Source organism: Cellulosimicrobium sp. NPDC057127 (assembly GCF_042670945.1).
In the GTDB taxonomy this organism is placed as follows: Bacteria; Actinomycetota; Actinomycetes; order Actinomycetales; family Cellulomonadaceae; genus Cellulosimicrobium.
In genome coordinates, this window is the sequence record NZ_JBHUUP010000003.1 from 15,988 (window position 1) to 35,182 (window position 19,195).

The 19,195-nt window shown below is 73.5% G+C and carries 17 protein-coding genes; 10 read left to right on the plus strand and 7 right to left on the minus strand.

All coding sequences use genetic code 11. The features are described 5' to 3' along the window. The first annotated feature begins 12 nt into the window (after positions 1 to 12). Complete coding sequence (locus ACFTZA_RS03465) at positions 13 to 1,611, plus strand: ABC-F family ATP-binding cassette domain-containing protein (protein ID WP_378190816.1); 1,599 nt, start codon at positions 13 to 15, stop codon at positions 1,609 to 1,611. Here the strand turns inward: ACFTZA_RS03465 and ACFTZA_RS03470 are convergent. From ACFTZA_RS03470 to ACFTZA_RS03480, 3 genes are read right to left on the minus strand one after another with little or no spacing between them, the layout of a single operon-like run. Beyond that, complete coding sequence (locus ACFTZA_RS03470) at positions 1,584 to 2,591, minus strand: SURF1 family protein (protein ID WP_378190818.1); 1,008 nt, start codon at positions 2,589 to 2,591, stop codon at positions 1,584 to 1,586. The two genes, ACFTZA_RS03465 and ACFTZA_RS03470, sit on opposite strands and share 28 nt — an antisense overlap. After that, positions 2,588 to 2,836, minus strand: coding sequence for a hypothetical protein (locus tag ACFTZA_RS03475; protein ID WP_378190820.1), 249 nt, complete (start codon positions 2,834 to 2,836; stop codon positions 2,588 to 2,590). The genes ACFTZA_RS03470 and ACFTZA_RS03475 overlap by 4 nt, the downstream gene beginning before the upstream one ends. After that, a complete protein-coding gene (locus ACFTZA_RS03480; RefSeq protein WP_378190822.1) occupies positions 2,833 to 3,189 on the minus strand; it encodes a DUF3099 domain-containing protein in 357 nt (118 codons plus the stop codon). Before ACFTZA_RS03480 ends, ACFTZA_RS03475 begins: the two co-directional genes overlap by 4 nt. Positions 3,190 to 3,320: 131 nt before the next feature. On the opposite strand from ACFTZA_RS03480, the gene ACFTZA_RS03485 reads away from it, so the two are divergent. From ACFTZA_RS03485 to ACFTZA_RS03495, 3 genes are all read left to right on the plus strand, one after another. Next, positions 3,321 to 4,046, plus strand: coding sequence for a beta-ketoacyl-ACP reductase (locus ACFTZA_RS03485; protein ID WP_378190824.1), 726 nt, complete (start codon positions 3,321 to 3,323; stop codon positions 4,044 to 4,046). Positions 4,047 to 4,166: 120 nt separating this feature from the next. Then, positions 4,167 to 4,934 (plus strand): enoyl-ACP reductase FabI, encoded by a 768-nt coding sequence (fabI, locus tag ACFTZA_RS03490; RefSeq protein WP_378190826.1) that lies wholly within the window; start codon positions 4,167 to 4,169, stop codon positions 4,932 to 4,934. Continuing rightward, entirely contained in the window at positions 4,931 to 5,473 is a 543-nt protein-coding gene (locus ACFTZA_RS03495; protein WP_378190828.1) for a SixA phosphatase family protein, read from the plus strand. Before fabI ends, ACFTZA_RS03495 begins: the two co-directional genes overlap by 4 nt. Here the strand turns inward: ACFTZA_RS03495 and serB are convergent. Beyond that, positions 5,449 to 6,099, minus strand: a complete 651-nt coding sequence (gene serB / locus ACFTZA_RS03500) for a phosphoserine phosphatase SerB (protein ID WP_378191419.1) — start codon at positions 6,097 to 6,099, stop codon at positions 5,449 to 5,451. The genes ACFTZA_RS03495 and serB overlap by 25 nt on opposite strands. Positions 6,100 to 6,182: 83 nt before the next feature. After that, positions 6,183 to 7,424, minus strand: coding sequence for a glucose-1-phosphate adenylyltransferase (gene glgC, locus ACFTZA_RS03505; RefSeq protein WP_378190830.1), 1,242 nt, complete (start codon positions 7,422 to 7,424; stop codon positions 6,183 to 6,185). Between the two features lie 71 nt (positions 7,425 to 7,495). Between glgC and glgA the strand changes: the two genes are divergently transcribed. Beyond that, complete coding sequence (glgA, locus tag ACFTZA_RS03510; RefSeq protein ID WP_378190832.1) at positions 7,496 to 8,707, plus strand: glycogen synthase; 1,212 nt, start codon at positions 7,496 to 7,498, stop codon at positions 8,705 to 8,707. A gap of 3 nt (positions 8,708 to 8,710) precedes the next feature. Here the strand turns inward: glgA and ACFTZA_RS03515 are convergent, their stop codons facing one another. Then, a complete protein-coding gene (locus ACFTZA_RS03515; RefSeq protein WP_378190834.1) occupies positions 8,711 to 9,538 on the minus strand; it encodes a hypothetical protein in 828 nt (275 codons plus the stop codon). Between the two features lie 27 nt (positions 9,539 to 9,565). Between ACFTZA_RS03515 and ACFTZA_RS03520 the strand changes: the two genes are divergently transcribed. From ACFTZA_RS03520 to ACFTZA_RS03540, 5 genes are all read left to right on the plus strand, one after another. After that, positions 9,566 to 10,354 carry an ABC transporter ATP-binding protein gene (locus ACFTZA_RS03520; protein ID WP_378190837.1) on the plus strand — a complete coding sequence of 263 codons (789 nt, stop codon included), beginning with the start codon at positions 9,566 to 9,568 and terminating at the stop codon, positions 10,352 to 10,354. 123 nt (positions 10,355 to 10,477) lie between these two features. Continuing rightward, a complete protein-coding gene (locus tag ACFTZA_RS03525) occupies positions 10,478 to 10,930 on the plus strand; it encodes an NfeD family protein (RefSeq protein WP_378190839.1) in 453 nt (150 codons plus the stop codon). 81 nt (positions 10,931 to 11,011) lie between these two features. Further along, entirely contained in the window at positions 11,012 to 12,286 is a 1,275-nt protein-coding gene (locus tag ACFTZA_RS03530; protein WP_378190841.1) for an SPFH domain-containing protein, read from the plus strand. 182 nt (positions 12,287 to 12,468) lie between these two features. Next, entirely contained in the window at positions 12,469 to 14,202 is a 1,734-nt protein-coding gene (locus ACFTZA_RS03535) for an ABC transporter ATP-binding protein (protein WP_378190843.1), read from the plus strand. Then, entirely contained in the window at positions 14,199 to 16,244 is a 2,046-nt protein-coding gene (locus ACFTZA_RS03540) for an ABC transporter ATP-binding protein (RefSeq protein WP_378190844.1), read from the plus strand. The genes ACFTZA_RS03535 and ACFTZA_RS03540 overlap by 4 nt, the downstream gene beginning before the upstream one ends. Before the next feature lie 9 nt (positions 16,245 to 16,253). On the opposite strand, the gene ACFTZA_RS03545 is transcribed toward ACFTZA_RS03540, so the two are convergent. Next, positions 16,254 to 19,148: a cation-translocating P-type ATPase gene (locus ACFTZA_RS03545; RefSeq protein ID WP_378190847.1), complete on the minus strand. Its 2,895-nt coding sequence runs from the start codon at positions 19,146 to 19,148 to the stop codon at positions 16,254 to 16,256. Between the last annotated feature and the right edge of the window lie 47 nt (positions 19,149 to 19,195).

The window sequence follows — 19,195 nt, forward strand, 5'->3', positions numbered from 1 at the left end:
GAGGACCCTCCCGTGATCACCGCCCACGGCGTCGAGCTGCGCGTCGGCGCCCGCGTCCTGCTGCACGAGGCCACGTTCCAGATCGCCTCGGGCGACCGGATCGGCCTCGTCGGGCGCAACGGCGCCGGCAAGACGACCCTGACGAAGACGCTCGCGGGGGAGACCCAGCCCACGGCGGGGAAGATCACGCGCGGCGGCGACATCGGCTACCTCCCGCAGGACCCGCGCACGGGAGACCTCGACGTCGTCGCGCTGGACCGCGTGCTCTCGGCGCGCGATCTCGACAAGATCGTGCGCCAGATGCGCGAGACCGAGGGCGCGATGGCGAGCGCGGACGCCGAGACGCACGAGGCCGCGATGGAGCGCTACCCGAAGCTCGAGGCGCGCTTCCTCGCCGCGGGCGGATACGCCGCCGAGAGCGAGGCGCACCGCATCACGAGCAACCTCGGCCTCGACGACCGCGTGCTCTCGCAGCCGCTCAACACGCTGTCCGGCGGGCAGCGCCGACGCGTCGAGCTCGCGCGCATCCTGTTCTCCGGCGTCGAGACCCTGCTCCTCGACGAGCCGACGAACCACCTCGACGCGGACTCGATCCTCTGGCTCCGGGACTACCTCAAGTCCTACTCGGGCGGCTTCGTGGTGATCTCCCACGACGTCGAGCTGCTGCGCGCCACGGTCAACAAGGTCTTCCACCTCGACGCGAACCGCGGCGAGCTCGACCAGTACAACCTCGGCTGGGACGCGTACCTGGCGCAGCGCGAGTCCGACGAGCGCCGCCGCCGGCGCGAGCGGCAGAACGCCGAGAAGAAGGCCAGCGTGCTGCAGGCCCAGGGCGAGAAGATGCGCGCGAAGGCCAGCAAGGCCGTCGCCGCGCAGAACATGATGCGTCGCGCCGAGAAGCTCATGGCGGGCATCGAGGGGGAGCGGCAGAGCGACAAGGTCGCGAAGCTGCGGTTCCCGAAGCCCGCCCCGTGCGGGCGCACGCCGCTCACCGCGTCGGGGCTGTCGAAGGCCTACGGGTCGCAGGAGGTCTTCGCGGGCGTCGACCTCGCGATCGACCGCGGCAGCCGTGTCGTCGTCCTGGGCCTCAACGGTGCGGGCAAGACGACGCTGCTGCGCATCCTCGGCGGCGTCGAGCAGCCCGACACGGGCGAGGTGCACCCCGGGCACGGGCTGAAGATCGGCTACTACGCCCAGGAGCACGACACGCTCGACATGGACGTCACCGTCGTGGAGAACCTGCGCCACGCCGCCCCGGACCTCACCGACACCGAGGTCCGCTCGACGCTCGGGTCGTTCCTGTTCTCCGGCGACGACGCGGACAAGCCGACCAACGTGCTGTCCGGCGGCGAGAAGACGCGCCTCGCCCTGGCGACGCTCGTCGTGTCGTCGGCGAACGTGCTCCTGCTGGACGAGCCGACGAACAACCTCGACCCCGCGTCGCGCGCGGAGATCCTCGGCGCGCTCAAGACGTACGAGGGCGCCGTCGTCATGGTCACCCACGACGACGGCGCGGTCGAGGCGCTCGAGCCCGAGCGCGTGCTCCTCCTCCCGGACGGCGACGAGGACCTGTGGAGCGACGACTACGCCGAGCTGGTGTCGCTCGCCTGAGGACGCCCGAGCTGGGCGTCGATCAGCGCGTCCTCCTCGTCCTCCGCGGTCGCGCGCCGCGCACGGGGCTCGCGGCGCGGCCGGACGACCTCCGGCTCGTGGGCGGCCAGCAGGTCCCCGGCCGTGAGCGTGCCGTCCTCACCGCGGGCGTCGCGCCGGTCCCGGCGCACGAGCAGCCAGAAGCCGGCGAGCGCGCCGAGCGCGAACACGCACCACTGGAACGCGTACGACAGGTGGGAGCCGGGGTCGGTGTCCGGTTTCGGCCGGGCCTGGAGCCGCTGCGCGGGCGCGGGGTCCTCCGTCCGCAGCTGGCCGTACGCGCCGACCGTGCGCCCGTCGGCCCAGTCGGCGCCGTCCGACCCGGCGGCGAGCACCTGGTCCGTCGAGATCGCCTGGACCTGACCGTCCGGCGCGCCGCGCGACGACGACGGCTCGTCGGCCCGCAGCGTGACCGTCGCCTGCACGACGCCCTCGGGCGCGGCCGGCACCTCGCCCGCCGTGACCGCGTCGGTGCCGAGCGGCACGAAGCCCCGGTCCACCACGACGACGAGGCCGTCCGGGGCCGTGGCCGTGGGCTCGGTGACGAACGGCACGAGGACGTGGAAGCCGGGGCTGCCGCCGACGGGCCGGTTGCGCAGCAGCACGGTCGCGTCCGTGGCGTACCGGCCCTCGAGCGTGACCGGGCGCCACACGTCGCCGGCCTCGAGGTCCGCACCGGGGCGCGGGAGCACGTCGGCGAGCGGGACCGGCGCCGCGGAGTAGTTCGCCTCGATGCGCTGGATCTCGGCCTCGCGGTCCACGTAGCGGTTCCACTGCCAGCGGCCGGCCACGAGGCACAGCGCGACGAGCACCACGACACCGACCGCGAGCGTGGCCCACTGGCGCGGCGTGCGCGGCTGGTGGGCGTCCGCGGTGGCGCGCTGCGTCGTCGGGACCCGCGGCGCGCCGTCGTGCGCTACGGGCGCGGGCGCACGCGTCACGGCGCCGCCCGGCGCTCGAGCTCGTCGACGGGGACCGTCGTGCGCCAGAACGAGCGCGCCCCGAGGAACGTCTCGAGGTGGTCGCGATGGGCGTCGCACGCGAGCCACACCTTGCGGCGCTCGGGCGTGTGGATCTTGGGGTTGTTCCACAGCAGGCCCCACGCCGCGGGCTCGCGGCAGCCCTTCGCGCTGCACACGAGCTCGTCGTCGCCGACGGGGTCGGCGATCCCCAGCACGTCCGTCACCGGTCCTCCTCGGGTGGGTCCCCGGGCCCGATGCCGTGGGCACCGGGAGCACCGCCGGGCGGCAGCTGCAGGTGCTCGACCGGGGACGTGTCGTAGTGGGCCTGGTCCCGTCCCGCGTTCGCGAACAGCACGGCGCTGTAGGGCAGGACGACGGCCGCCGCGGCGAGCACCACGGTGAGCCAGGGCAGCCGGTCCGCGACCGCGATCGCGGCGAGGAAGCACACGACGCGCACGCCCATCTGGACGAGGTACCGGCGCGTGCGGCGCGCCTGGTCGTCCGCCAGCGGCTCGGGCGCGGCGGTGATGCTCGGGACGGGGTCGGCCGCCCGTCCGCCCGCGCGTCGTCTGCTCACCTCAGCAGTCTACGTTTTGTGCGGACCCCACAAACGCCCCGCCGGAGGTGTGACGGTCCGAGCGCGCACCGCGCCGCGTGCAGACGGTAGGTTCGGCACGACCCCCCACCCGTCCTTCCCGAGGAGCCCTCGTGTCCGAAGCCACCGCAGCCGCCCCGCGCACCGTCGTCGTCACCGGCGCCGCCCGGGGGATCGGGCGGGCCGTCGCCGAGCGCTTCGTGGCGAACGGCGACCGCGTCGCCACGGTCTACCGCGGCGGGGACCTGCCCGACGGCGTCCTCGGCGCCGTGGCCGACATCACCGACTCCGCCGCCGTCGACGCCGCCTTCACCGAGATCGAGGACGCGCTCGGTCCCGTCGAGGTGCTCGTGGCGAACGCCGGCGTGACGCGCGACCAGCTGCTCCTGCGCATGACGGACGAGGACTTCGAGTCCGTGATCGACGTCAACCTGACGGGCACGTTCCGGTGCGTGCGCCGTGTGACGAAGGGCATGATCCGCCAGCGCCGCGGACGCATCGTGCTCGTCTCGTCCGTGATCGGCCTGTACGGCGGCGCGGGCCAGGTGAACTACGGCGCGTCCAAGGCCGGGCTGGTCGGCATGGCGCGCTCGATCACGCGCGAGCTGGGCTCGCGCGGCATCACCGCGAACGTGGTCGCCCCCGGGTTCATCGACACGGCCATGACGGCGGAGCTCCCCCAGGAGCGACAGGACGCGTACAAGGCGCAGATCCCCGCCGGGCGGTTCGCGCGGCCCGAGGAGGTCGCCGGGGTGGTGGAGTTCCTCGCGTCCGACGCCGCGGCGTACGTCTCCGGCGCCGTGATCCCGGTCGACGGCGGTCTCGGCATGGGCCACTGAGCGACTGCCGACCGACCTCGGACGGTCCCGCGGCCCGGCCGCCCGCCTCTCTCCCCGCACGTTCTTCAGTACGCTCGCCCCAGCGCGCCCGCCGACCGGGCGCACGACGGAAGGAAACCGATGGGTCTGCTCGACGGCAAGAAGCTCCTGGTGACGGGAGTCCTCACCGACTCCTCGATCGCGTTCCACGCGGCGCGGCTCGCCCAGGAGGAGGGGGCCGAGGTCGTGCTGTCCTCGTTCGGGCGCCAGATGAAGCTCACGCAGGCGTTCGCCAAGCGTCTGCCCGTCGAGGCGCCGGTGGTCCAGCTCGACGTGACCGACGACCAGGACCTCGCGAACCTGGCGGACACCGTCCGCGAGCACGTCGACACGCTCGACGGCGTCGTGCACTCCATCGGCTTCGCCCCGCAGTCGGTCATGGGCGGCAACTTCCTGACGGCCTCGTGGGAGGACGTCGCCACGGCGCTCCAGGTCTCCACGTTCTCCTACAAGTCGCTGGCCACCGCGGCGAAGCCGCTGATGACGAACGGCGGCGCGGTCGTCGGGCTCACGTTCGACGCGCAGTTCGCCTGGCCGGTGTACGACTGGATGGGCGTCGCGAAGGCGGGCCTCGAGTCGGCCAACCGCTACCTCGCGCGCGACCTCGGCCCCGACGGCATCCGGGCCAACCTGGTCTCCGCCGGCCCGATCCGCACGACCGCCGCGAAGTCGATCCCCGGCTTCGAGACGATGGAGGACGCCTGGCCGCGGCGCGCCCCGCTCGGCTGGGACCAGACGACGGCGGAGCCGGCCGCGCGCGCCGTCGTCGCGCTGCTCTCGGACTGGTTCCCGGCGACCACGGGTGAGATCGTGCACGTCGACGGCGGCGTGCACGCCATGGGTCAGTGACGGCCGTGACACCGGGTGGGGACGGCGCCGTGCACCGGCTCGTCCTGCTGCGCCACGCGAAGGCGGAGCGGGCGGGGGCCGTCGACGACGTCCTGCGCCCGCTCAAGCTCGACGGCCGGCGCCAGGCCGGCCGCGTCGGTGCGGCGCTGCGCGACGGCGGGCTCGTGCCGGACCGCGTGCTGTGCTCGTCCGCGCTGCGCACGCGGCAGACGTGGGAGCTGCTGGCGGCGCACCTCGGTGACGCCGAGCCGGAGGTGACGATCAGCGACGCGCTCTACGCGGCGGACGTCGACGACGTGCTCGGCCTCCTGCGCACGACCGACGCGCGCGTGCGCACGCTGCTGGTCATCGGGCACGAGCCCACGATGGCGTCGGCGGCGTCCTTTCTCGCGGACCCGGCTTCCGACGGCGGTGCGCTCGCCCAGGTGCGGGTCGGGGTGCCGACCGCGACCTACAGCGTGCTCGAGTCCACGGCCGCCTGGGCCGAGTGGGGCGCACAGGTCGCGCAGCTGACCTACGTGGGACGCCCTCCGGCCTGACGGCGCTCGGCGTCCGCACGGTCCACGACGTCGAGCACCGCGTCGAGCCGTGGGCCGTCGACCGAGTACGGCGCCTGCTCGCGCACGAGCGGCTTGGCGGCGAACGCGATCCCGACGCCGGCGGCGCCGATCATGTCGAGGTCGTTCGCGCCGTCGCCCACGGCGATCGTGTCCTCGCGGGGGACGCCGAGGCGCGCGGCGAGCTCGAGCAGCGTCGTCGCCTTGGCGGCGCGGTCGACCACCGGGCCGAGGGTGCGACCGGTCAGTCGTCCGTCCGCGACCTCGAGGCGGTTGGCGCGGTACAGCGTGATGCCGAGCTCGGCGGCGAGCGGCGCGACGACCTCCTCGAACCCGCCGGACACGAGGCCGACCTCCCACCCGCGGCGCCGCGCCTCGGCGACGAGCTCGGGCGCGCCCGCGGTGAACGTCGCGCGGCGGCGGACGTCGGCGAACGCCTCGACCGGGACACCGGCCAGCGTCGCGACGCGCTCGCGCAGCGACGCGGCGAAGTCGATCTCGCCCCGCATCGCCCGCTCCGTCACGGCCGCCACCTCATCGCGCGTGCCGGCGTGGTCGGCGAGGAGCTCGATGACCTCCTGGGCGATGAGCGTCGAGTCGACGTCCATGACGAGCAGGCGTGCGGGCCGCGACCCGTCCGGCCGCCCGGCGTCGGTCCCGGTGCCGTGGGCGACGTCGGCGGACGGCGTGCTCACTCGACGACCGTGCCCTTCGGCACGACGGTGATGCCGCTCTCGGTGACCGTGAAGCCGCGGGCGCGGTCCCGCTCGGGGTCGAGGCCGATGCGTGCCTGCTCCTGGATGACGACGTTCTTGTCGATGATCGCGCGGTGCACCTGCGCGTGGCGGTGCACCTGCACGCCGTCCATGAGCACGGAGTCGGAGACGGACGACCACGAGTGGAGGTAGACCCCGGGGGAGAGGACGGAACCGACCGCCGTGGCTCCCGAGATGATGACGCCGGGGGAGACGATCGAGTCCGCCGCGTGGCCGAGGCGCCCGCGCCCGGCGTGCACGAACTTCGCCGGCGGCAGGCCTGTGTAGCCGGTGTGCAGGGGCCACTCCTCGTTGTAGAGGTTGAACACGGGCGTGACCGCGATGAGGTCCTTGTTCGCGTCGTAGTACGAGTCGATGGTGCCGACGTCGCGCCAGTAGTCGCGGTCGCGGTCCGTCGAGCCGGGCACGTCGTTGCGGATGAAGTCGTAGACGGCGGCGGTGCCCTTCTCGACGAAGGCGGGGACGATGTCGCCGCCCATGTCGTGGCGGGAGCCGGCGTCCGCCGCGTCGGCCGTCACGGCGTCGACGAGGGCGTCGGCGTCCATGACGTAGTTGCCCATGGAGGCGAGGATCTCCTTCGGCGAGTCCGGCAGGCCGACGGGGTCCGTGGGCTTCTCGCGGAACGCCGCGATCCGCGTGGGGTCCTTCGGGTCGGTCTCGATGACGCCGAACTGGTCGGCCATCGAGATCGGCTGGCGGATGCCGGCGACCGTCAGCCGGGCTCCCGACTCGACGTGCGCGTCGACCATCTGGGAGAAGTCCATGCGGTACACGTGGTCGGCGCCGACGACGACCACGATGTCGGGGCGCTCGTCGTCGATGATGTTGAGGCACTGGTAGATCGCGTCGGCGCTGCCGAGGTACCAGTGCTTGCCGACCCGCTGCTGCGCGGGGACCGGCGCCACGTAGTTGCCCAGCAGGGCCGACATGCGCCACGTCTTCGTGATGTGCCGGTCCAGGCTGTGCGACTTGTACTGCGTGAGCACGACGATCTTCAGGTAGTGCGAGTTCACGAGGTTCGACAGCGCGAAGTCCACGAGCCGGTAGATGCCGCCGAACGGCACGGCCGGCTTCGCCCGAGACTCCGTGAGCGGCATGAGGCGCTTGCCCTCGCCCCCGGCGAGGACGATGGCGAGGACTCGGGGTGCGGCGGCCATGCCCGCACCGTAGTCCCTCGGGTGGGGGCCCCGCAGCACGACCCGCATCCTGGTGGGCTAGCGTGTGGCGCGTGAGAGTCGACCTGCTGACCCGCGAGTACCCGCCGCACGTCTACGGCGGGGCCGGCGTGCACGTCGCCGAGCTGTCCGCCGTCCTGCGCCGGCACGTCGACGTGCGCGTGCGCTGCTTCGACGGGCCGCGCGACGGCGACGGCGTCACCGGGTACACGGTGCCCGGAGCCCTGTCCGGGGCGAACGCGGCGCTCGGCACGTTCGGCGTCGACCTCGAGATGGCCGACGACGTCGCCGGGGCCGACCTCGTCCACTCCCACACCTGGTACGCCAACCTGGGCGGCCACCTCGCGGGGCTCCTGCACGGTGTGCCGCACGTGCTGTCCGCGCACTCGCTCGAGCCGCTGCGCCCCTGGAAGGCGGAGCAGCTCGGTGGCGGGTACGCCTTGTCGTCGTGGGCCGAGCGCACCGCGTACGAGGGGGCGGCGGGCGTGATCGCCGTGTCCGCCGGGATGCGCGAGGACATCCTGCGCGTGTACCCGCAGGTCGACCCCGCGCGGGTCCACGTCGTGCACAACGGGATCGACCTCGACGGCTGGCGGCGCCCCGAGGCCGGGCCCGACGCCGCGGTCGCCGACCGGGTGGTGCGCGGGCTCGGGATCGACCCCGAGCGCCCCGCGGTCGTGTTCGTCGGGCGCATCACGCGCCAGAAGGGCCTGCCCTACCTCCTGCGTGCGGCACGGTCCCTGCCGCCGGAGGTCCAGCTCGTCCTGTGCGCGGGCGCCCCGGACACGCCCGAGATCGCGGCCGAGGTCAGCGGTGCCGTGGAGGTCCTCCAGTCCGAGCGGACGGGCGTGGTGTGGATCGAGCAGATGCTCCCGCGGGCCGAGCTCGTCGCGGTGCTCTCCGCCTGCACCGTGTTCGTGTGCCCGTCGGTCTACGAGCCGCTCGGCATCGTCAACCTCGAGGCGATGGCCGTCGGGCTGCCCGTGGTCGGTACGGCGACCGGCGGGATCCCGGAGGTCGTGGACGACGGCGTGACCGGGCTGCTCGTGCCCATCGAGCAGGCCGACGACGGCACGGGCACGCCGCTCGACCCGGACCGGTTCGTCGCCGACCTCGCCGAGGCGCTCGCGCGGGTGGTCGCCGACCCGGCGCACGCGGCGCAGATGGGCGCGGCAGCGCGACGCCGCGTCGAGGAGCACTTCGCGTGGGACGCGATCGGCGAGCGCACCCTCGAGGTGTACCGGACGGTGCTCGAGACGGCGTAGCGGTCAGCGCCCCGGGGCGCCCGCGGCGTCGTCCGTCCAGAGCGTGGCGGCGCCGACCGCGCGGCGCGACGCGCGGTCGACCTCGCGCAGCGCCGTGGAGCGCTGGTCGGCCTGCCACAGGTTCACCGCGCCGCCGTCGTCCACGGTGGCCAGCTCGACGATGGTGCGCAGGCGGACCGCCTGCTCCAGCACGCGCACGGCACGGGCGTCGAGGTCGCGCGGCAGCTGCCACCCCGGGGCGCCGCCGGAGCGCAGGCCGGCGATCGCCTCGGCCGCGTCCTCGCGCCAGCGTGCGACGTCGAGCGTGTCCAGCGCCTGCGTCGCCACGAGCAGCGCGGTCCGCAGCTCGCGCTCGGCCTCCGCCAGCGTCCCGGCCGCGCCCAGCACACGCGTCGCCCACGGCGCGACCGCGGTCACGTGCCACGTGACGAGGTGGCCCGGCTCGAGCTCGCTGCCGAACTCGGTGACCTCGGGCACGAGCGCCCACGATCCCGCGGGGGTGGTGACGAGCACGCACTCCCCGACGTCGGTCGCCGCCGCGGCCGCCTCGGGCGGCACGCCCGTCACGTCGCCGGGCACCGGGGCGAGCGCGACGACGGCGCTCGTGGCACCCGACCACGCGCCCACCAGGTCGCTCAGCCGCACGTCGCCCAGCGCGCCGGAGACCACGTGGGGCTCGTCGTCGCGCTCGACGGCACGGACGGCGCGGGCGAGGACCTCGTCGCCGGCCTGCGACGAGCGCAGCCACAGCGCGAGGAGGGCGCTGCGCGGCAGCGCTCCGGGCGCTGACGCGGAGCCCGCTCCGGGGCCGTCGGACGAATGGGAAACCACGTCGGCCAACCTATAGGGTCGGGGACCATGAGCGCGGTTCTCGACCTGAAGGGCGTCAGCGTCCGACGCGGCGGCAAGGCCATCCTCGACGCGGTGGACTGGCGGGTGAACGAGGGGGAGCGCTGGGTCGTCCTGGGTCGTAACGGCGCCGGCAAGACGACGCTCCTGCAGGTCGCCTCCGCGCGCATGCACCCCACGTCCGGGACCGCCGACGTGCTGGGGGAGCGTCTCGGCCGCGTGGACGTGTTCGAGCTGCGCCCGCGCATCGGCCTCGCGTCGGCCGCGCTCGCGGAGTCCATCCCGGGTGACGAGACCGTGCGCGACGTCGTGCTCACCGCCGCGTACGGGGTGACGGGCCGCTGGCGCGAGAGCTACGAGGACTTCGACACCGAGCGCGCCGACGATCTGCTTCGCGCGTTCGGGATGGACGCGCTCGCCGAGCGGCGGTTCGGCACGCTGTCGGAGGGCGAGCGCAAGCGCACCCAGATCGCGCGCGCGCTCATGACCGACCCGGAGGTCCTCCTGCTCGACGAGCCGGCCGCGGGGCTGGACCTCGGGGGCCGCGAGGAGCTCGTGGGTGCGCTCGGCGAGCTCGCGGGCGACCGCCGCTCGCCCGTGCTCGTGCTCGTCACGCACCACGTCGAGGAGATCCCGCCCGGGTTCACGCACCTCATGCTCCTGCGCGACGGCGCGGTCCACCGCGCCGGCCCGATCCGCGAGGTGCTAACTGCCGAGAACCTCAGCGACGCGTTCGGCCTCCCGCTGATCGTCGCGCACGGCGGCGGTCGCTGGATGGCGCGCGCCGCCCGCCCCTGACGGCGGCGTCCTGATCCCCTGACGGCGAGCCGAGGCGCGCGTCCGGCTGTCGCCAGCGCGTGCGTGACGGCCGGTTCATCCGGTAAAGTCATCGTAAAGGCCGCACGTCGAACGGGGGTCGCGATGGACTGGCTGTTGTGGGTCGGGGCAGGGCTGCTCCTCGCACTGATCGAGATCATCTCCCTGGACCTCGTCCTCGTGATGTTCGCCGGCGGAGCCCTGGCCGCGGCCGGTGTGAGCGCCGCGGGCGGACCGCTGTGGCTGCAGATTCTGACGTTCGCCGTCGTGAGCGTCGTCCTGCTCGTGACCCTGCGGCCGTGGCTCCTGCGGCACCTGCGCGACCGGGTTCCGCTCGCCGAGACCAACGTCGCCGCGCACGTGGGACGAGCCGCGCTCGCCGTCGACCGCGTCACGGAGCTCGGCGGACGCGTGAAGCTCGCCGGCGAGGTCTGGACCGCACGCACCGAGCCGGGCACCGCCGAGATCCCGAGCGGCGCCGAGGTGCGGGTCGTGCGCATCGACGGCGCGACCGCCGTCGTGGCACCGTCGCCCGCGACGCACCCGAACGGTGCGTGACCTGCTCGCGGCGCCGACCGCGCACCGTGACCCGACGCCCCTCGCCGGACCGCGGCGGGACCGACGACCTGGAGGTAGCCGATGAACGACCTCAGCCCTGGAACGATCCTCGCGTACGCCGTCCTCGCGCTCGTCCTGATCGTCGTGGTCGTGGCGCTCGTCAAGGCGGTGCGGATCGTCCCGCAGGCCGTGGCGCTCATCGTCGAGCGGCTCGGGCGATACTCCCGCACGCTCGAGCCGGGCCTGCACCTGCTCGTCCCGTTCATCGACCGTGTCCGGGCGTCGGTCGACCTGCGCGAGCAGGTCGTGTCGTTCCCGCCCCAGCCGGTGATCACGTCGGACAACCTCGTCGTCAGCATCGACACGGTCATCTACTTCCAGGTCACCGACCCGAAGTCCGCGGTGTACGAGATCGCGAACTACATCACGGCGATCGAGCAGCTCACGGTCACGACGCTGCGCAACGTCATCGGGTCCATGGACCTCGAGCAGACGCTCACGAGCCGCGACCAGATCAACGGCCAGCTGCGCGGCGTGCTCGACGAGGCGACGGGGCGCTGGGGGATCCGCGTCAACCGCGTCGAGCTCAAGTCGATCGACCCGCCGCCGAGCGTCCAGGGCTCGATGGAGCAGCAGATGCGCGCCGAGCGCGACCGACGCGCGGCCATCCTCACCGCTGAGGGTGTCAAGCAGTCCCAGGTGCTCACCGCCGAGGGCGAGAAGCAGGCCGCGATCCTGCGCGCCGAGGGTGACGCGCAGTCCCAGATCCTGCGCGCCGAGGGCGAGGCGCGCGCGATCCTCCAGGTCTTCGACGCGATCCACGAGGGCGACGCGGACCCCAAGCTCCTCGCGTACCAGTACCTGCAGATGCTCCCGCAGATCGCCAACGGGACCGCGAGCAAGCTGTGGGTCGTGCCGACGGAGTTCACGGCCGCGCTCGGTTCCATCGCGCAGGGCTTCGGCGCTCCCGGCGGTGCCGGTACGGCGGCCACGGACGGCGACGGGTCGTCGGCCCCGGACGAGGCCGCCGTCGCCGCCCGGCGCGAGCGCGACCGCGAGCGCGTGGAGTTCGGCACGCCGTCGCTCACCGACCCGGCGGAGGCGCTCGCGGAGGCGCGACGGCAGGCGGAGGCCGCGACGGCCGACGCGACGAGCTCGGGCACGCGCTCGGGCCTGCCGTTCGACCCGCAGACCGAGCAGGGCCAGTACCCCGGTGGTGCAGGGGAGCGGCCGGCCGCACCGGCCACGGGCGCGACCCCGCGTCCACTCGGGGGACAGCCGGCGTCCCCGCCGCCCGCGCCGTCGACGCGGCCGTCGGCGACCGAGGACGAGCCGCCGGCCGGTACCGGTCGCTGAGCACCGCCGTCCGCACGGCCCCGCGCCCGCCCGGCGCGGGGCCGACGTGCGCGTCAGCCGGGAGCGGAAAGCGCTGGGCGGCGGGCATCCGCTGACCTAGCCTGACCTGGTCCGAGCTCCTCCTCACGGCATCGCGGGTCCGACGCCCCCGGCGCCCCCGGCCCCCCGCGACAGGACCGCCCGTGCTGACCACCCTCCTGCGCACGTCGTTGCGCCCCTACCGGACGCCGATCGTCGCCGTCCTCGCGCTGCAGCTCGTGCAGACGATCGCGACGCTGTACCTGCCGAGCCTGAACGCGGACATCATCGACCTCGGGGTCACCCGCGGCGACACCGGGTACATCCTGCGCACCGGCGGCGTCATGCTCGTGATCAGCCTCGTGCAGGTGGTGTGCGCGGTCGTCGCGGTCTACGTCGGCGCCCGGGTCGCGATGTCGCTCGGGCGGGACGTGCGCGCGTCGCTCTTCACGAGCGTGCAGCGGTTCTCGGCCCAGGAGATGGGTCGCTTCGGGGCGCCGTCGCTCATCACGCGCACCACCAACGACGTGCAGCAGGTGCAGATGGTCGTGCTGCTGGCCTTCACCATCATGGTGATGGCGCCGATCATGCTCGCCGGCGGGGTCCTCATGGCACTGCGGGAGAACGTCGAGCTCTCGGCGCTCCTGCTGGTCGTGGTGCCCGTGCTCGGTCTGTGCGTGGGGCTGATCGTCGCGCGCATGGTGCCGTACTTCCGGGCGATGCAGAAGCGCATCGACGCGATCAACGCCGTGCTGCGCGAGCAGATCGCCGGAATCCGGGTGGTGCGGGCGTTCGTCCGGGAGCGGCACGAGGAGCGTCGGTTCGCCGTCGCGAACGACGCGCTGTTCGACACGTCGCTGCGCGCGGGGCGGCTCATGGCGCTCATGTTCCCCACCGTCATGCTCGTGATGAACGCGTCCAGCGTGGCGGTGCTGTGGTTCGGCGGCCGGCAGATCGCCGCGGGCGACATGGAGATCGGGTCGCTGACCGCCTACCTGTCGTACCTCATGTACATCCTCATGGCCGTGATGATGTCGACGATGATGTTCGTCATGGTGCCGCGCGCGGCCGTCTCGGCGGAGCGCATCACCGAGGTGCTGGACGCGCGGCCGTCGGTGGTCGAGCCGGAGCGCCCGGTCCCGCTGCGCGAGCGCGCGGGACGCGTGGAGCTCGACGGCGTCGAGTTCCGCTACCCGGGGGCGGAGGAGCCCGTGCTGCACGACGTCTCGTTCGTGGCCGAGCCGGGCAGGACGACGGCGGTCGTCGGCTCGACCGGCTCGGGCAAGACGACGCTGGTCAACCTCGTGCCGCGGCTGTTCGACGTCACCGGCGGCAGCGTGCGCATCGACGGCACGGACGTGCGGGACCTGGCGCGCGAGGACCTGGTGTCGATGCTCGGCCTGGTGCCGCAGAAGGCGTACCTGTTCTCCGGGACCGTCGCCGACAACCTGCGCTACGGCAAGGCCGACGCGACCGACGACGAGCTGTGGTCGGCGCTCGAGGTGGCGCAGGCGCGTGACTTCGTCGAGGCGCTCGACGACGGTCTCGCCTCCCCGGTCGCGCAGGGCGGGACCAACTTCTCGGGCGGGCAGCGCCAACGGCTCGCGATCGCGCGAGCGGTGGTGCGCGACCCGGCGGTCTACCTGTTCGACGACTCGTTCTCCGCCCTCGACTACGCCACGGACGCACGGCTGCGCGCCGCGCTCGCGCCACGCACCCGCCGGTCCACGGTGATCGTGGTGGCGCAGCGCGTCGCCACCGTCCGGGACGCGGACCAGATCCTCGTCCTCGACCACGGCCGCGTCGTGGGGCGGGGCACGCACGCCGAGCTGCTCGCGACGAACGAGACGTACCAGGAGATCGTCTGGTCCCAGCTCTCCGCGGAGGAGGCGGCATGAGCCGCGACGTGTCCTCGACGCGGATCCAGGGTCGGCCCCGGGCCGGCGGGGGGCCCGGGCCGGCCGGAGGCATGGGGGTGCCCGGCGAGAAGGCGATGGACTTCCGCGGCACGCTGCGCCGCTTCGTGGGCGCGCTGCGTCCCGAGCGCGTGCCCGTGGCCGCGGTCCTCGTGCTCGGGGTGGCGTCCGTCGCGCTCGCCGTGGCCGGGCCCAAGCTCCTGGGGACCGCGACGAACGTCATCTTCGCGGGCGTCGTCGGCTCGCAGCTGCCGGCGGGCGTGACGCAGGAGCAGGCCGTGCAAGGGCTGCGCGACGCCGGGCAGGGCCAGCTCGCGGACCTCGTCTCGGGCATGGTGGGCCTCGTCCCGGGTCAGGAGGTCGACTTCGCCGCGCTCGCGACCGTGCTGACGTGGGTGCTGGCCGTGTACCTGGGCTCGTTCCTGTTCGGCTGGCTCCAGGCGCGCATCACGGCGGGCGTCGTCCAGCGCACGGTGCGCCGCCTGCGCGCGGACGTCCAGACGAAGCTCGGCCGTCTGCCGCTGTCCTACGTCGACCGCCACCCGCGCGGCGAGATCCTCTCGCGGGTGACGAACGACATCGACAACATCTCGCAGACACTGACCCAGACGCTGTCGCAGCTCGTGACGTCGGTGCTGACCGTCGTCGGCGTGCTCGCCATGATGTTCTGGATCTCGCCCCTCCTGGCGCTCGTCGCTCTCGTGACGGTCCCTCTGTCCGTCGTCGTCACGGCACAGATCGCGAAGCGCTCCCAGCCACAGTTCATCCGCCAGTGGGCGGCGACGGGGCGCCTGAACGCGCACGTCGAGGAGATGTACACCGGGCACACGCTCGTCACCGTCTACGGCCACCAGCGCACGGCGATCGAGGACTTCGAGCGGGAGAACGCGGCGCTGTACGACGCGAGCTTCCGCGCGCAGTTCATCTCCGGCACGATCCAGCCGGCGATGGGCTTCGTGGCGAACCTCAACTACGTCGTGGTGGCTGTCGTCGGCGGGCTGCGCGTGGCGTCCGGCGCGCTCACGCTCGGGGACGTCCAGGCGTTCATCCAGTACTCGCGCCAGTTCACGCAGCCCATCACGCAGATCGCGGCGATGATGAACCTCCTCCAGTCGGGCGTCGCGTCCGCCGAGCGCGTGTACGACCTGCTGGACGCACCCGAGCAGACGCCGGACCCGGTGCCGGCCGCGACGGTGGCGCCGGTGCGCGGGCGGGTCGCGTTCGAGGACGTGTCGTTCTCGTACGACCCGGACGCCCCGCTCATCGAGCACCTGGACCTGGTCGTCGAGCCCGGGCAGACGATCGCGATCGTCGGGCCGACGGGCGCGGGCAAGACGACGCTCGTCAACCTGCTGATGCGGTTCTACGACGTCGACTCCGGGCGCATCACGCTCGACGGCGTGGACACGCGGGACATGACGCGCGACGAACTGCGGTCGGCGGTCGGCATGGTGCTGCAGGACGCGTGGCTGTTCACGGGCACGATCGAGGAGAACCTGCGCTATGGCGTGCGGGACGGGCGCGAGGTCGACGACGAGGCGTTCCTCGCGGCGACGCGCGCGACCCACGTGGACCCGTTCGTCCGCACCCTCCCCGACGGCTATGCGACCGTGATCGACGACGAGGGGTCGAGCGTGAGCGCGGGGGAGAAGCAGCTCCTGACGATCGCGCGGGCCTTCCTCGCCGACCCGGCGATCCTCGTGCTGGACGAGGCGACGAGCTCGGTCGACACCCGGACCGAGGTGCTCGTGCAGCAGGCGATGAACGCGCTGCGGGCCGGGCGCACGTCGTTCGTCATCGCGCACCGTCTCTCGACGATCCGCGACGCCGACACGATCCTCGTCATGGAGCGCGGGGCGATCGTCGAGCAGGGGTCGCACGACGAGCTGCTCGCCGCGGGCGGTGCGTACGCGCGCCTCTACGAGAGCCAGTTCGCGGCGCCCGCGGCCGACGCCGGCGGTTCCGCGTCCGACGTCGGCGACACCGCGGGCGGTGCCGACGCGCCGGCGGCCGTGCGCACCTGAGCCCGCGTCTCACGCCCGGGTCGCGGGCTCCTGGACGTGGCCGCGCGCCGTCCAGCGGCGGTTGACCCACTTGGCGATCTCGACGAGGAGGAACACGACGACGGCGAGGCCGAGCGTCTTGAGCCACTCGTCGACGGCGAGCGGCGCGGAGTCGAACCAGGCGTGCATGAAGGGTGCGTAGACGAAGATCGACTGCAGGACGACGATCGACGCCGCCGAGACCCAGATGACGCGGTTCCCGCGCAGGACGTCCGGCGTGAGGCTCGAGCGGTCGAGGAAGCGGCAGTTGAACAGGTAGGCGAGCTGGCCGAGGGCCAGCATCGTGACCGCCGTCGTCTGCGCCTGCGCCAGCGGCGTGCCCTGGGCGCGCTCGACGTAGAACACCGCCATCGCCGCACCGCCGATGACGACCGAGGCGACGAGGATCCGGCGCACGTAGGCGGCGTCGAGGATGGAGGCGTCGGCGTCCCGCGGGGCGCGCCGCATGACGTCCGGCTCGGCCTTCTCGTACGCGAGGGCCAGCGACAGGGTCACCGCGGTGATCATGTTGATCCACAGCACCTGCACGGGCTGGAGCGGCAGCGTCAGGCCGAAGAGGACGGCGACGAGCACGACGAGCGACTGCGCGCCGTTGGTCGGCAGGAGGAACAGCACGGACTTGCGGATGTTGTCGTAGATCCGCCGCCCCTCCTCGACGGCCCGCTCGATCGTCGCGAAGTTGTCGTCCGCGAGGACGACCTCGGCCGCCTCCTTGGTGGCCTCGGTGCCCTTGATGCCCATGGCGACGCCGACGTTCGCCTGCGTGAGCGCGGGCGCGTCGTTGACGCCGTCGCCCGTCATCGCCACGACCTCGCCGTGCGACTGCAGGGCCGAGACGATGCGGATCTTGTGCTCGGGGCTCGTGCGCGCGTACACGTCGACGTCGCGCACGACCTCGCGCAGCTGCTCGTCGTCCATCTGCTCGAGCTCGGCGCCGGTGAGGACCGCCGGGGCGTCGCCCTGCTCGGCGGGGGCGTCGACGATCCCCATCTCGCGCCCGATGGCGAGCGCGGTGCCCGCGTGGTCGCCGGTGATCATCTTCACGCGGATGCCGGCGTCGCGGCACTCGGCGATCGCGTCGATCGCCTCGGGCCGCGGCGGGTCCACGATCCCGACGACGCCGCACAGCTCGAGGCCGTCCGCGACGTCGTCGAGGTCGATCGTCGTCGTGCCGTCGTCGGCGCCGGCACGGGCCGCGGCGAGCACGCGCAGCCCCTGGTCGCTCAGCGCGTCGATCTGCTCCTCCCAGAACGCGCGGTCGAGGGGCGCGGAGCCGCCGTCGGGCCCGACCTGCGAGCCGCAGCGGTCGAGCACGCGGTCCGGCGCGCCCTTGAGGTGCACGTGCAGGGCGCCGTCCGCGTCGCGGTCGAGCGTCGCCATGAACTTGTTCTCCGACTCGAACGGGACGACGTCGACCCGCTCCCACGCGGACGTCTCCACACCGGCCTTCATGCCGAGCGTGCGCAGCGCGCCCTCCGTGGGCTCGCCGACGAGGCGCCAGCCGTCGGGGTCCTCGTCGTCGCGCACGACCCGGGCGTCGTTGCACAGCGTCATCACGGTGGCGACGGCCGCGAGGTCGGGCTCGTCGGCGAGGTCGACGCGGGGACGGTCGCCCCCGTCCGCACCCCCGGCGTCGTCCGCGCCCTCGGCCCGCTCCGCGTCGTCGTCGGGGGAGCGCGTGACGTCCCCCTCGGGCGCGTACCCCGCACCGGCGACGGCGAACGTCGCGCCGGCCGTGCGCACGGAGCGCGCCGTCATCTCGTTCTTGGTGAGCGTGCCCGTCTTGTCGGAGCAGATCGTCGTCACCGCGCCGAGCGTCTCGACGGCGGGCAGCTTGCGCGTGATCGCGCGGCGGCGCGCCATCTGCTGCACCCCGAGCGCGAGCGTGATCGTCACGAGCGCGGGCAGGCCCTCGGGCACCGCAGCGACCGCGAAGCCGATCGAGGCCGACACGAGCTCGGACAGCGAGAAGCCGTGGACGAACCAGCCGATGAGCACCATGACGACGGCCATCGCGAGGATGAGCACCGCGAGGAGCTTGCCGAACCGGTCGAGCTGGCGCGTGAGCGGCGTCTCGAGGCTGCGGACCTCCGAGATCATCGTCTGGATGCGGCCGATCTCGGTCCGGTCAGCGGTCGCGGTGACGACGCCGACGCCCTGCCCGGCCGCGACGAGCGTGCCGGAGAACAGCATGCTCGAGCGGTCGCCGACCCCGGCGTCGGCGTCCACCGCGTCGACCGCCTTGGACGCGGCGACGGACTCGCCCGTGAGCGCCGACTCCTCGACGCGCAGGTTCGTCGCGCGCAGCAGGCGCAGGTCCGCCGGGACCCGGTCGCCCGAGCTCACGCGCACGACGTCGCCCGGCACGAGGTCGTCGGCGTCGACGTTCGCCCACGCGCCGTCGCGGCGCACCTGGGCCTCGATCGAGAGCATGTCGCGGATCGCGTTGAGCGCGCTCTCGGCGCGTCCCTCCTGGATGAAGCCGATCGCGGCGTTGATCACGGCGACGGCGAGGATGACGGTGAAGTCGATCCAGTCGCCGAGGATCGCCTTGAGCACCGCCGAGACGAGCAGGATGTAGATGAGGATGTCGTCGAAGTGGACGAGGATCCGCTTCCACAGCGGGTCCCGCTTCGTCGGCGCGAGGCGGTTGGGCCCGACCTCCTCGAGCCGCTCCGCGGCGTCGGACCGGGCCAGGCCGTCGCTCGTCGAGCCGACGGCGTCGAGCACGTCCTCGGGCGGGCGTGCCCAGGGCGCGTCGAGCGCGGACCGTCCCGACGAGGAGTCGGCGGTGGCGGTCGACGCCTCCGAGGACGGTCGGGTGGTCGGTGCGGAGGGCGGTTCGGCGTCCGGCGCAGGTCCCATGCGTCCATTCGACCGTGCCCGGGCACTTCGCGCGAGAGGACGAAGGG